The sequence below is a fragment of the Nonomuraea sp. B19D2 genome, assembly GCF_040137845.1.
GTDB lineage: Bacteria > Actinomycetota > Actinomycetes > Streptosporangiales > Streptosporangiaceae > Nonomuraea.
Map to the genome: position 1 here is coordinate 261,482 of NZ_JBEFAK010000009.1, position 12,106 is coordinate 273,587.

General features: G+C 71.8%; 14 protein-coding genes and 1 pseudogene. 7 read left to right on the forward strand and 8 right to left on the reverse strand.

Annotated elements, in window-relative coordinates:
* Positions 1 to 10 precede the first annotated feature (10 nt).
* The gene (locus ABN273_RS19540) at positions 11 to 1,531 is read right to left on the reverse strand and encodes an FAD-dependent monooxygenase (RefSeq protein ID WP_349450341.1); all 1,521 of its coding nucleotides are present in this window, start codon (positions 1,529 to 1,531) and stop codon (positions 11 to 13) included.
* Positions 1,532 to 1,620: 89 nt separating this feature from the next.
* Between ABN273_RS19540 and ABN273_RS19545 the strand changes: the two genes are divergently transcribed.
* Together ABN273_RS19545 and ABN273_RS19550 are read left to right on the forward strand one after the other, a co-directional pair.
* Positions 1,621 to 2,277 (forward strand): TetR/AcrR family transcriptional regulator C-terminal domain-containing protein, encoded by a 657-nt coding sequence (locus ABN273_RS19545; protein ID WP_349450342.1) that lies wholly within the window; start codon positions 1,621 to 1,623, stop codon positions 2,275 to 2,277.
* A 59-nt stretch (positions 2,278 to 2,336) separates the two neighbouring features.
* Positions 2,337 to 2,930: a TIGR03086 family metal-binding protein gene (locus ABN273_RS19550; protein ID WP_349450343.1), complete on the forward strand. Its 594-nt coding sequence runs from the start codon at positions 2,337 to 2,339 to the stop codon at positions 2,928 to 2,930.
* A gap of 10 nt (positions 2,931 to 2,940) precedes the next feature.
* Here ABN273_RS19550 and ABN273_RS19555 read toward each other — a convergent pair whose 3' ends face one another.
* The 3 genes from ABN273_RS19555 to ABN273_RS19565 all read right to left on the reverse strand — a co-directional run bounded on the left by ABN273_RS19555 (position 2,941) and on the right by ABN273_RS19565 (position 4,873).
* Entirely contained in the window at positions 2,941 to 3,684 is a 744-nt protein-coding gene (locus ABN273_RS19555; protein ID WP_349450344.1) for a DUF427 domain-containing protein, read from the reverse strand.
* Between the two features lie 56 nt (positions 3,685 to 3,740).
* Positions 3,741 to 4,328: a hypothetical protein gene (locus ABN273_RS19560; RefSeq protein ID WP_349450345.1), complete on the reverse strand. Its 588-nt coding sequence runs from the start codon at positions 4,326 to 4,328 to the stop codon at positions 3,741 to 3,743.
* A 77-nt stretch (positions 4,329 to 4,405) separates the two neighbouring features.
* Positions 4,406 to 4,873: an adenylyltransferase/cytidyltransferase family protein gene (locus ABN273_RS19565; RefSeq protein WP_349450346.1), complete on the reverse strand. Its 468-nt coding sequence runs from the start codon at positions 4,871 to 4,873 to the stop codon at positions 4,406 to 4,408.
* Between the two features lie 172 nt (positions 4,874 to 5,045).
* On the opposite strand from ABN273_RS19565, the gene ABN273_RS19570 reads away from it, so the two are divergent.
* Positions 5,046 to 5,489, forward strand: a complete 444-nt coding sequence (locus ABN273_RS19570; protein ID WP_349450347.1) for an ATP-binding protein — start codon at positions 5,046 to 5,048, stop codon at positions 5,487 to 5,489.
* 17 nt (positions 5,490 to 5,506) lie between these two features.
* Here the strand turns inward: ABN273_RS19570 and ABN273_RS19575 are convergent, their stop codons facing one another.
* Entirely contained in the window at positions 5,507 to 6,481 is a 975-nt protein-coding gene (locus ABN273_RS19575; protein WP_349450348.1) for a helix-turn-helix transcriptional regulator, read from the reverse strand.
* Positions 6,482 to 6,617: 136 nt separating this feature from the next.
* On the opposite strand from ABN273_RS19575, the gene thrS reads away from it, so the two are divergent.
* Complete coding sequence (gene thrS / locus ABN273_RS19580) at positions 6,618 to 7,853, forward strand: threonine--tRNA ligase (protein WP_349450349.1); 1,236 nt, start codon at positions 6,618 to 6,620, stop codon at positions 7,851 to 7,853.
* 101 nt (positions 7,854 to 7,954) lie between these two features.
* On the opposite strand, the gene ABN273_RS19585 is transcribed toward thrS, so the two are convergent.
* On the reverse strand, positions 7,955 to 8,716 hold the full coding sequence (locus ABN273_RS19585; RefSeq protein ID WP_349450350.1) for an RNA-guided endonuclease InsQ/TnpB family protein: 762 nt from the start codon (positions 8,714 to 8,716) through the stop codon (positions 7,955 to 7,957).
* A 16-nt stretch (positions 8,717 to 8,732) separates the two neighbouring features.
* On the opposite strand from ABN273_RS19585, the pseudogene ABN273_RS19590 reads away from it, so the two are divergent.
* Both ABN273_RS19590 and ABN273_RS19595 read left to right on the forward strand, forming a co-directional pair.
* Positions 8,733 to 8,831, forward strand: a pseudogene (locus ABN273_RS19590) (transposase); the annotation flags it as partial.
* A gap of 69 nt (positions 8,832 to 8,900) precedes the next feature.
* Positions 8,901 to 9,095, forward strand: coding sequence for a hypothetical protein (locus tag ABN273_RS19595; RefSeq protein WP_349450351.1), 195 nt, complete (start codon positions 8,901 to 8,903; stop codon positions 9,093 to 9,095).
* Here the strand turns inward: ABN273_RS19595 and ABN273_RS19600 are convergent.
* On the reverse strand, positions 9,090 to 10,061 hold the full coding sequence (locus tag ABN273_RS19600) for a magnesium transporter CorA family protein (protein WP_349450352.1): 972 nt from the start codon (positions 10,059 to 10,061) through the stop codon (positions 9,090 to 9,092). The two genes, ABN273_RS19595 and ABN273_RS19600, sit on opposite strands and share 6 nt — an antisense overlap.
* Positions 10,061 to 10,768 (reverse strand): DUF72 domain-containing protein, encoded by a 708-nt coding sequence (locus ABN273_RS19605; protein ID WP_349450353.1) that lies wholly within the window; start codon positions 10,766 to 10,768, stop codon positions 10,061 to 10,063. The genes ABN273_RS19600 and ABN273_RS19605 overlap by 1 nt, the downstream gene beginning before the upstream one ends.
* A gap of 77 nt (positions 10,769 to 10,845) precedes the next feature.
* Between ABN273_RS19605 and ABN273_RS19610 the strand changes: the two genes are divergently transcribed.
* Complete coding sequence (locus ABN273_RS19610; protein ID WP_349450354.1) at positions 10,846 to 12,105, forward strand: YibE/F family protein; 1,260 nt, start codon at positions 10,846 to 10,848, stop codon at positions 12,103 to 12,105.
* Position 12,106 lies beyond the last annotated feature (1 nt).

Genomic DNA, 12,106 nt, shown 5'->3' on the forward strand with positions numbered 1-12,106 from the left:
GCCGACCGGGTCATCTCGGGGGGCCGAACCACGTGGTGAGCGCGTCGCCGATCCCGTCGCGCCCACCCGCCCAGGCGACGTAGCCGTCGGGCCGCACGAGCAGCACGCCCGCGTCCCCCGTCGCGGCGGGCTCGGCCGCGTGCGCCACGCGTACCCGATCGCGGTGGCCCGCCACGGCGCCGCAGAGCCCATCATCGGGCCCGGACGTGCCCGAGAGGTCCAGCACGAGCCCGCGCCCGTCCCGCAGCAGTTCGGCGAGCGGCCGCGCGCCGTCATGTGCCGTCGCCTCCAGCCGAGGGGCGAAGCGGCCGACCTGCGGGTGCGGCGCGCCGGGCGCGTAGTCCACGTCCGCCCCTTCGACCATCCCCCCGAAATGCCGCTTGGCGTCCGGCAACTCAAGCACCTCTCCCAGCACCTCCCGCAACGCGTCCACCTGTGGCCCTGGACGCATCAGCGCCACCTGTGCCCGGGTGTTGCGCAGCACCCGGGCCGCCACCGGGTGCCGCTCGGCGGTGTAGGTGTCCAGCAGGCTGTCAGGCGCGAGCCCCCGCACCACCAGGGCCAGCTTCCAGCCCAGATTGACGGCGTCCTGCAGCCCCAGGTTGAGCCCCTGGCCGCCGATCGGCGAGTGCACGTGCGCCGCGTCGCCCGCCAGCAGCACCCGCCCCTTGCGGTACGTCTCCGCGTGCCGGGTGTTGTCGCTGTAGCGGATGCCGGCCTCCAGCCGCTTGACCACCACGTCCTGACCGGTCACGCGCCGCAGGCTGCCCGCCAGTTCCTCGGCCGTCATCGGCGCGTCCCGGTCATCCGGCCCGCCGTCGAACTCGATGGTGGCGACCTCCCCGGGCACCAGCGACCGGTTCACCAGCCCGCCCGGCCCGCGTAGCGCCGACGACACCGCGTCGGGCGAGGCGAGCTCGGCCACGGCGGTCCGCCCGGTCATGGTCGGCGGCGTCCCGTCGAACGCGAACCCCGACCGCTTGCGCACCACGCTGCGCCCGCCGTCGCACCCCACGAGGTACGCCGCCCGCTCCACCCGCCCGTCGGCCAGCGTGGCGACGGCGGCGCTCTCGTCCTGCACGACGTCCACCACCGCGCACCCCTGCCGGATCCGCACCCCCATCGCGGCGGCCCGCTCGGCCAGGACGGTTTCCAGCTTGTGCTGCTTGAGCATGAGGTACTCGGCCTTCCCGCGCTCGTCGAGCAGCGGCAGCCCGCTGAAGTGCCCCTTGATCAGCCCCTCCTGGAGCAGCTCGACCATCAGGGCGACCACGTCCGCCTCGGCGGGCTCCCGGTCGCCGGCGAACTCGCCGAGCATCGCCCACTGCGCCTCGGCCACCGGCTCGACCAGGCCGCGCAGGGCCAGCGACTGCACGGTGCGCGCGTTGAGCGAGCGCAGGCCGAGGCTGCGCGTCCTGCGCTCCTCGCCCGTGGCCGCCTCGAGGACCAGCGGGTCCGCGCCGCCCAGCTTGAGCTCGCACGCCAGCAGCAGCCCCACGGGGCCACCGCCAACGATGATCACGTCGGTCATTTCCGCTCCTTACTTACTTCGTAAGCTTACGGCGTAAGTAGAACACGTACACCGTAAGCTTTGTCAAGCGAGAGAGGGGAGCGCGGAGAATGGCACGGCGGGAGCCGCTGAACAGGGAGAGGGTCCTGGATGCGGCCCTGGAGCTGGCCGACGAGGAGGGCCTGCAAGGGCTTGCCATGCGACGGCTGGCGAAGAAGCTCGGCGTCGAGGCGATGTCGCTCTACAACCACGTCTCGAACAAGGCCGACATCCTGGACGGCATCGCCGAGCGGGTGTTCGGCCAGGTGGAGCGGCCGGACCCGGCGCTGCCGTGGCACGAGCAGGTGCGCGAGGTGGCGCTGAGCATGTACCGGGTGTTCGGCCGCCATCCGGCGGTGCCGCTCGCGCTGGTCACCGACCAGTCCAATCCGACGTCCGTGCGCGCTCTGGAGCCGCTCGACGCGCTGGTGGGGGCGCTGTTCCAGGCGGGCTTCGACGACGTGGGCGCGTGGCGGGCGCTGGGCGCGGTGAACAGCCTGGTGTTCGGGTCGCTGCTACTGTCCACGGGCGGCTTCACCGGCGAGCCGGGCGCGCACGCGGGCGAGCCGGGCGTCAGCGCGTACGTCCGCGAGATGGACCCCGTACGGCTGCCGCACTTCAGCCGGCTGCTGCGGAGCACACGGCAGGGCGTGCACCCGGAGGCGGACTTCGAGCAGGCACTGGACATGCTGATCCGCGGTTTGGTGGCCGAGGCCGAGCGTCGCTAGCTAGTGGAACAAATCATTCCGTTCTGCTAGACTGAGGGCAACACGAAAGGGGCTCACCGATGAGCGACACCACCAACGGCTGGGACGTTCTGGACGCCGCACACGAGGCGCTGCGCAAGGTCGTCGGCGCCGTTCCTGCCGATGCCTGGCACCTCCCGACCCCCTGCTCGTCCTGGGACGTCACGCAGGTGCTCCAGCACGCGGCGGGCGACCAGATCGGCTTCGCCGCCGCGCTCACCGGCGAGCCAGGGCCCGCGTTCAACCCGTTCGAGCCGTCGGGGCGGCTGGAAGGCGACCCGGTGGCGTTCGTGGAGGACGCGCTGGCGCGCTCGGCCAAGGCGTGGGCCGGCGTCGACCGGGACGCCGCCGAGGTGCCGACGCCGGTGCCGCCGCACAAGATGTCGCCGTGGTCCGGCTCGACGGCGTGCGCGCTCGACGCCGCCGTGCACGCCTGGGACATCGCGGTCGCCACGGGCCAGGCCTCGCCGCTGACGCCGGAGCTGGCCCGGCCCCTGCTGAAGGTGGCCCAGGAGATCGTCGAGCCGCTCCGGGCCTGGGGCGCCTACGCCGCCGCCGTGGAGCCGGAGCCGGAGCCGGGCGACGACGATGTGGCGGCCCTTCTGCGCTACCTCGGCCGCAACCCCTCCTCGTGAGGGTGCGGGCTCAGGAGAACTTGGTCTTCGGGCGCTCCTGGAGCTCGCCGTCCAGGTAGATGTCGAGCTTCTCGTTGTAGAACGCGATCAGCCCGGCGATCTTCTCGCTCTCCGGCAGCGGCGTGCGGTACGACCAGGCCAGGTCCTCCTGGCCGTTGACCGCCCAGTATTCGGCCGTGCCCTTGTACGGGCAGTGGGTGGCGGTGTCGGTGTGCTCCAGCAGGTCGAGCCGCACGTCCGTCTTCGGCAGGTAGTAGCGGGCGGGCAGGCCCGTCTCGAAGAGGATGCGCGGGCTGCGGGAGTCGGCCACGGTGACGCCGTCCACCTCGACCCGCACGTGCCGCGTGCTCGCCAGGATGTCGACCCTGGTGTACGGGTCGCGCGCGTGGACGTAGACCTCCTCGTCCTCCTCGAACCAGGCGTCCATGGCGTCCCACTCGAAGCGGACGTGGCCGCGGATCTGCTCCAGCGGCGAGTCGCGGTAGACCAGGGCCGCCTCGGCCGCCTCAATCGTTCCCGAGTTGACGGTGTGGACGAGGCCGTCGCCCCTGCTCGGGGAGTGCCTGGTGGCGCCGGTGGCCTTGAGCGCGGACTCGTCCACGTCTGCCGGCGGGAAGTAGTAGGTGGGATAGTACGGGACCTCCCACACCAGAAGAGCGGCGGTGGTGTCGGCCACCACCCGGCCGCCGAGATAGGCCCTCACGCGCTTGGCCGTGGGCTCGACGCGCACCCGGCCGCGGTTCGTGACATCCATACTCGCGGCAACCCGTGGGGCGGCACCACTATTCCGATCAGCGCTCACGGCCCCGGTCAGCCCACGCCGAACGCGGCCAGCGTCCCCCAGGTCGTCAACGTCCCGGCCGCCGCCCCCGCGATCACCTGAGGCCAGGTGTGGTGCGTGAGGCGTACCCTCGCCCAGCACACCAGCGCCACGACGGCGGCCCCGGCGAGCGCGGTCGGCCAGGCGGGCAGCACGTGGGCGAGCACCACGACGGTGCCCGCGGAGACGGCGGCGTGGAAGGAGATCTTCCAGCGCAGCGTGACGGGGACGGTCACGGCCAGCGCGGCCAGCATCGCGGTCACGGTGGCGACGAGCAGCGTCGGCGCGCCCATCACGACCAGGAGCGCCAGCGCCACCAGCACGGCCGCCACCGCGGCCAGCAGCGGGCCGGTGCGGCGGGCGCGGTCCACGATGTGGTGCGAGTCGAGGCGGCCCGAACGCACGCCCAGCGCGATCACCGCCGCCGGCACGCCGCCGCAGAACGCCGAGGCCACCAGCCCCCACGCCGCCCCGCCCCACCCCTGGGCGATGAGACCGACGACCGGCGGCATGGTGATCACCAGCACTTGCGGCGCCAGCAGGTTCGTCACCCGTTTCGCCACCAGGTCGGCCGTCATGCCACGAAAGAGTACGCGATCTTGGCCGCCGCGGCGCACGGGGCGCACCGCGTGCCCGTGGTGCGGGCGGGTGGCTCCTAACCCTTGCCCGCGGCGTTCACGATCCGGGTCGTGGACCGGCCGGGGATGGAGGCCATCTCCCAGCACTCGGCCCCCAGGATCGCGGCCGCGGCGGCGCGGGCGCCCGCGTGCGGGTCGCCCGCCGTGTGCGCGAGCGCCGCCGGTCGCATGGGGGCCAGCAGGTCGATGTAGTCCTCGGGCCCGTGCGCCTCCGGCGGCCCGGTCACGATGAACACGCCGGTCACGAAACGGAGCGCGGACAGGACCTCGGCCCGCTCCTCCGCGGGGTTGAGCGGGCGGCTCGGCCCCTTCCACGCGCGCACCCGGGGATCGTCCTCGACGCCGACGACGAGCGGCAGCCCCCGCTCGGCCACGGCCCGCAGGTAGCGCACATGGCCCACGTGCAGGATGTCGAAGACACCGGTCACGACCGCCACGCCCGGCCGGTCGTACGGTTGCACCCAGACGGCCTCCAGGCTGCTCACGCGACCTCCCACGCTCTCCCCCACGGGCCGACGACTCGTCGATCGCAGCGTACTCGGTCGGCGTGCGCGCTCGCGCAGGCGACCTCCGGCAAGACCATTCCTACCTTTTCGCGATAATCTCCGGCGCACCTCTGGCGCGTCTCATAACGTCGCCGATTTGGGGGAGGTCGCCGTGGCACCGCCGGACTTTCATCGCCTCGACGGAGACGGCTTCCCCGACCTGGTGGCCCGGCTGCCGGGCGTGCCCTCCCAGGTGTCCAGGGCCAGAGGGCTCGTGACGGCCGCGCTCGGCCGCGACCATCCGCTCTACGACGACGTGGCGCTGCTCACCAGCGAGCTGGCCACGAACGCGATCCTGCACACCAGGTCCGGGGCGGGCGGCTCGTTCACGGTCGCCGTGAGCAGCTCGGAGACGGCGGTTCGGGTGCTCGTGTCGGACGCCGGGTCGGACGGGCCGCCGTGCGTGTGCCATACGGGCACGCAGTCCGCCAGTGGGCGCGGCCTGCCGCTGATCGAGGCGCTCAGCCACCGCTGGGGCTTCACGCGGGAGGGCGGCACCACGACGGTCTGGTTCGAGCTGCTGCAGGCCCGCGTCCCCGCCGGCGTGGCCGTCTAGCCAGGCGGTCGGTGCTGTCAGACGTCGAGGCGGCACAGGCCCTCGGCCAGGGCCTTGGTGGTGAGGCGGGTGCGGCTGTCGCAGCCCAGCTTGGCGAAGATGTGCTCCAGATGGGTCGTCACCGTGCGGACGCTGAGCACGAGCGCGGCGGCGATCTGCGGGTTGGAGTCGCCGGCCGCCACCCGGGTGAGCACGTCCACCTCGCGCCCCGTGAGGTCGTACGGCAGCAGGCACGGCCGCTCGGCCACGATGGCGCCCTGCAGCGCCCCCTGGAACCCGACACCGGCCCTGAGCAGCCGTAACTCGTGCCAGCGCCCGTCACGGCCGAGCCAGAGCCCGTGCCTGCTCAGCTCCCGCGAGTCGATGAACGCCCGGGCGAACACGGCCACCGCAGGTTCGTCGCACAGCACGGCCGACGGCTTGTGGCCGGGCACCTGGCGCCGGGTCCCCAACCGGTCGAAGGCGACCGCCTGGAAGTCCGGCGGCAGCCCCACCGGGTCGATCACGCATTTGCTCAGGTCGGTGACGTGCGCGAGCATCGGGCTCACCGCGGCGACCAGCGCCCCCGTGATCCGCGGGAAGAAGGCGTCCTTCGTGGCCAGGTGCAGCAGCCCCGTGTAGCGGCCCTCGCTCAGGAACAGCGGCGCCGTCAGCCCGGCCCGCCATCCGTAGGGGGCGAGGTGGCGCCGGAAATAGCGCTCGGTGTCCGGCTCGGGCATGCGCACCGGGGCGCGGGTGGCCAGGGCCCTGCGGTACGCGTCGAGCCCGGCGTACTCCTCGGCCGCGTCGCGGTCGATGCGCCGGTGACCGTCGGAGACGACGCTGTGGTGGCGCCCCGTGGCCGGATCGAAGGCGACGAACTCGTACGCGCCGACCGGGACCACCCGGCGCAGCGCCGCCATCGCCCCGTGGGCGCTCCCACCGCCCGCGACCTGGTAGCCGACCTCGGCGAACGCCTGCAGCTGGCAGACGTCCAGAGTGATCTCGGCCACCGAGCCTTTATATCATTTGCCACTCCTTGAGGTCTTCTTGAAACTTTTTTTCATCAGCTCCGGGATGCTACGGTGAGACACATGCAGCGCGCTTTCGTCACGACGACGCCGGACACCGTCCCGGCGCGCTGAATCCATGCTTCCCGGGCGGACGCCCGGGAGCTGGTCGTTCGCCCTTTCCACGCAAAGGACGATCATGAACGACCACCGCAGGCTCGGCCGCGAGCTGGGCATCTTCGACACCGACCCGCTGATCGGCTCGGGCCTCCCGTACTACCTCCCCGCGGGCGCCGCCATGCGCAAGGCCATCGAGGACTACGTCCACGAGCTCGAACGCCGCAACGGCTATCAGCACGTCAACTCGCCCGTGCTCGGCAAACGCGAGCTGTACGAGAGATCGGGCCACTGGGCGCACTACGCGGAGGACATGTTCCCGCCCATGAACGTGGGCGGCGAGGAGTTCGTACTCCGCCCCAGCCTGTGCCCGCACCACGCGCTCATCTACCGCTCGCGCCGGCGCAGCCACCGCGAGCTGCCGCTGCGCCTGGCCGAGCTGGGCGGGCAGTACCGCTCCGAGCTGTCCGGCGTCCTGGGCGGCCTGACCAGGGTGCGGGCCATCCAGCTCAACGACGGCCACGTGTTCTGCGCGCCCGAGCAGGCCGCCGCCGAGGTGGCGGCGGCACTCGACCTGGTCGAGGCCGCGCACGCCCGGCTCGGCATCCGGGCCGCGCGCTACCGGCTGTCGCTGCGCGGCGAGGGCGGCAAGTTCGTGGACGACCCGGGCCTGTGGGCGCGCTCCGAGGCGGTCCTGCGCGAGGTGCTGAAGGGGCGCGGCCGCGACTTCGACGAGGAACGCGGCGAGGGCGCCTTCTACGGGCCCAAGATCGACATCCAGATCGTGGACCCGGCGGGCCGCGAGACCAGCCTGTCGACCGTCCAGGTGGACTTCTTCCAGCCGGAGCGCTTCGACCTGCGCTACGTCGGGGGCGAGCGCCCCGTCATGGTGCACCGCAGCGTCGTCGGCAGCATCGAGCGCCTGCTCGCGCACCTCATCGAGGTCCACGGGGGCGCGTTCCCCACCTGGATGGCGCCCGTGCAGGCCGTGGTGCTGCCGCTGTCGGACGCCGAGTTGCCCGCCGCCGCGGACCTGCTGCGCCGCTGCCTGGCCGCCGGGCTGCGGGCGGAGCTGGCGCCCGCCGACCGGGGCAGCCTCGGGGCCAGGATCAGGGCGCACCGGCTGGTGCCGTACCAGCTGGTCGTGGGGCCGCGCGAGGCGGCGAGCGGCGGGGCGTCGGTACGGCTCCGCGACGGCAGCCAGGCGGGCGACGTGCCCGTGGAGCGGCTTGCGGAGGATTCGCGACCTTTGTTCTAGGACTCGGAAATCGAAAAGGTAACGGAGTCTTCCCACAGCGTCGAACCGGCTCTTGACCTGCTCCCCGCCCTGAAGCTGAAGGGCGGGGATTCCCGTGCCGCTTACGCGGCAGCTCGCGGTGCGCAGTGCGTACCGCGAGCTATGGAACGGGGTGCTTGACGCTTCACAGACCCGGCCGGTGCCTGGAGGTCTCCACGTCCTGAGACGACCAGCCCGGCCGCCTTGCGGTTTTTGATGTTCTTTGCGGCGTTGACGTCGGCGTGCTCGACATGACCGCACGTGGTGCACCTGAAGACCGCTTGGCTCTCGCGGGACTTCGGGTCCACCGCCGTGCACGCCGAGCACGTCTGGGACGTGTACGCGGGGTTGACCTTGACGATGACGCTGCCGGTGTAGCGCGCCTTGGAGATCAGCGCCCTCTCCAGCCCGTACCAGCCTTTGTTGAGGATCGCCCGGTTGAGGCCGCTCTTTTGCGCGACGTTTCTACCCGGGCGTTCAAGGGTGCCCCTGGCGGAGGCGGTCATGTTCGTGACCTGGAGATCTTCCACGACCACGGCGGCGTGGTCGCGGGTCAGGCGGTGCGCTGTCTGGGCGTTGAAGTCCGCCCGGCGCATGCGAAGGCGCCCCATCAGCACCCCCAGCGCGGCCACCACCTTCTTACGCCGCTTCGACCCCCGCTGCGTGCGGGCCAGGCGGCGCTGGAGCCGCAGGTAGCGCTCGGCCTCCTCGGCGGAAAGGAACGCGCCACCAGGCTCGCCCTCGCCGGGTGGGGTGCAGACGGAGACGGTGTGCTCGGTCACATGCGCGCGGTCGAAAAACTCCCCCTCCGAGGTGGTCGCGGCGGTGACCACGCCCCGGTCCACCCCGGCCTCGGTGCCGGGCAGATTCTGGTCGCCCTCGTACCTCGCCGCCTCCTGCGGCGGCGCACCCCTCGACATCATCAAGCAGTACATCGAACAGCAGCGCCGACCCGCCTGACCATCTTCAGGTTCTGGGTCGCACTACGCGCTCGACGGGACGCGTACTCGCGCCTCGGACGGCACGTGGGTGCTGCGCCTCGCCGCGCCCGCCACGTACGAGGAGCTGTCCCTGCTCACCACCCCGATCGGCCGCAGGACGCTGGCCTCGGGCGGCCGCTGCCTGCCCCTCTATCCCGCTTCGGGGGCGGCGGAGGTGCGGCTGGCCGTGGAGCCGCGGCTCGTCGTGCGGAGCGAGCCCTGCCGCCCGCCTTCCGCCTCATAGCCAGTCCTTCTTCTTGAAGGCCATGTACAGCCCCACAGATGTGACGGCCGTCAGGATGGAGGACGTCCAGAAGCCCCACCCCTGGCCCTCGCCCGGATAGGGGACGTTCTGCCCGTAGAAGCCGCTGATCGCGGTGGGCACGGCGATGATCGCGGCCCAGCCCGTGAGCCGCTTCATGATCTCGTTCAGCCGGAAGCCCTGCTGGGACAGGCGGGTCTCGCGGATGTTGGCCAGCATGTCGCGGATCGACTCGACCCATTCGGCCACGCGCAGCACGTGGTCGTAGACGTCCTCGTAGTACGGGGCCATCACCGGGTCGGCGATGAGCTCCTGGTCGCGGCGGAGCAGGGTGCCGACCACCTCGCGCATCGGCATCGAGATCTTGCGCAGCCGGGTGGTGTTCTTGCGCAGCTCGTACATCTTGCGCTGCAGCGCCCTGCCGTCCGGCACCGCGTCTTCCTCGAACAGCGACTCCTCCAGCGCCTCCGCCTGCGCGTCGAGCTCCTGCACCAGGTTGAACTGGCTGTCGACCACGTAGTCGAGCAGGCCGTGCAGGAGGAACGACACGCCGTGGCCGGCCAGGCGGGAGGCGGCGTCCCAGCGCCTGACCACCTCGCCGATGTCGAAGTGGCTGCTCTCGCGCACGGTGACCAGGGCGTTCCTGGTGACGAAGACGTTCACCTCGACGGGGTCGAGCCGGTCCTCGTCGAAGTGCACGCCGTAGACCGTGATGAACAAATGGTTGTCGTAAATATCGACCTTCGGCCGCTGATGGTCGGAAAGCACGTCCTCGAGCGCCAGCTCGTGCAGCCCCAGCTCCTCACCGATCACGGTGAGGTCGGCGGGCGAGGGGCTGCACAGGTCGAACCAGACCGCGTTGCCCGGATCGCCCACGTAGTCGGAGACATCCTCGACGGGGAACCCTTCCTTCTCGAGGACGCCCTTCCTGTATAGCCGCGTGTGCATTAGCCGAGTCTGGCAAACCTTCTCGCGTTACGCACAGCCGCTCCTTCAGGATCATTGTTGAAATAGACGTACACGTCCCGCCAGCCCGCCTCGTGCACGCGTCTCGCCCAGGTCTTCAGCGCGGTGTCGCCGTACGCCCAGTGGGCCGGACCCTCGTGCAGGCGCACGTAGCCCCACTCGGCGGTGCGCCACAGCGGGTTCTGTGGCTTGCCCAGCCGGTCCGCCCAGCACAGGGCGGCCGCGTGCGCGCCGAGTATCTCGCGGATCTCCTCCGTCCACCAGGACTCGTGCCGCGGCTCCACGGCCACCCGCACGCCCGCGGGGAAGCAGCGCAGGCACCTGTCGAGCCTGCCCGGGTCGGCCTTCAGCGTCGGCGGGAGCTGCAGCAGGACGGGCCCGAGCTTGTCCTTCAGCTCCGCCGCGCGGCTCATCAGCCGCTCCACCGGCTCCTCGGGGTCGGACAGCCGCTTGATGTGGGTGAGGAACCTGCTGGCCTTGACCGCCATCACGAACCCGCCGGGCGTGCGGTCCCGCCATGCCGCGAACGTCTCGGGGCTCGGCAGCCGGTAGAACGCGTTGTTGCTCTCGACGGTCGGGAACTCCTCGGCGTACATCTCCAGCCAGAGCCGCTGCGGCACGCCCTCCGGGTAGAGGACCCCGCGCCAGTGCCTGTACTGCCACCCCGAGGTGCCCACCAGCCGCGACATGCCTTACGCCTACCCAGCCGGGCGCCGTGCAGTACTGTCGTCCCCCGAGCAGGACGTTGACTTAACGGGAGACTTCGATGGGCGCCGGTCACGCGCATCCCCCCACCTCGCGGCGGACGGTGGTGGCCGGCCTGGCCGTGCTGGTGCCGCTGGCGGTCATCACGCTGGCGGCCCTGCTGTGGCTCTGGCCGGACGGCAAGGCGGACAGCGGCGCCGCGCAGTCCAGCGTGCAGCGCGTCACCGGGACGGTCACCGGCATCCAGCTCAAGCAGTGCTCCCCAGCCCCGGATGGCGCGCCCCAGCCGGACCCCGCCACCTGCGGGAACGCCGTCGTCCGGGTCGACGGCGGCGAGGTCGTGACGCTCCGGCTGCCCAGCGGGCCGGGCGCGCAGCGCTTCGCCGCGGGCGACGACGTGATCCTGCTGCGCGACGCGGACGGGAAGTACCAGATCTCCGACCACGACCGGACGGCGCCGCTGTGGGTGTTCGGGGCGGCGTTCGCGCTGGCGGTCATCGCCTTCGGCCGCTGGCGCGGGGTGACGGCCCTGGTCGGGCTGGTGATCACGTTCGTGCTGCTGCTGACGTTCGTCATCCCCGGCATCCTGGAGGGCGAGCCGCCGCTGCTGGTGGCCATTGTGGGGGCGTCGGCGATCATGCTGACCGTGCTCTACCTGACGCACGGCTTCTCCCTGCCCACCTCCATGGCCGTGCTGGGCACGCTGGCCAGCCTGACGCTCACGGGCGTGCTGTCGTACGGGGCGCTGGGGTTCGCCCGGCTGAACGGCATCACCGACGACAGCGCGCTCGCGCTCGACATGAGCCTGAAGATCGACACGCAGGGTCTGCTGCTGGCGAGCATCATCATCGGCGCGCTGGGCGTGCTCGACGACGTCACGGTCACGCAGGCGGTGACGGTGGCCGAGCTGGCCCACGCCAACCCGTCGTACGGCTTCGCCCGCCTCTACCGGGCGGCCGGCCGCATCGGCCGGGCGCACATCGCGTCGGTGATCAACACGATCATCCTGGCGTACGCCGGGGCGTCACTGCCGCTGCTGCTGCTGTTCAGCATCGGGCAGGAGCCCTTGGGCGACGTGCTGACGACGCCGGTCATCGCCCAGGAGATCGTCCGCAGCATCGTCGGCACGCTGGGCCTCATCGCCGCCGTCCCGATCACCACGGCGCTGGCGGCCCTGACGGCCTCCCGCCACCACCCGCAGGAGCCCGCCGAGCCCGCCGAGGACTCGCACGACGGCTTCTTCACGCCGCGCGACGCCCAGGAAGACCTCTTCAGACCCGCGGAGCGTCCGGCCCGTCACCGTCGCCGCGCCCGCACATAGG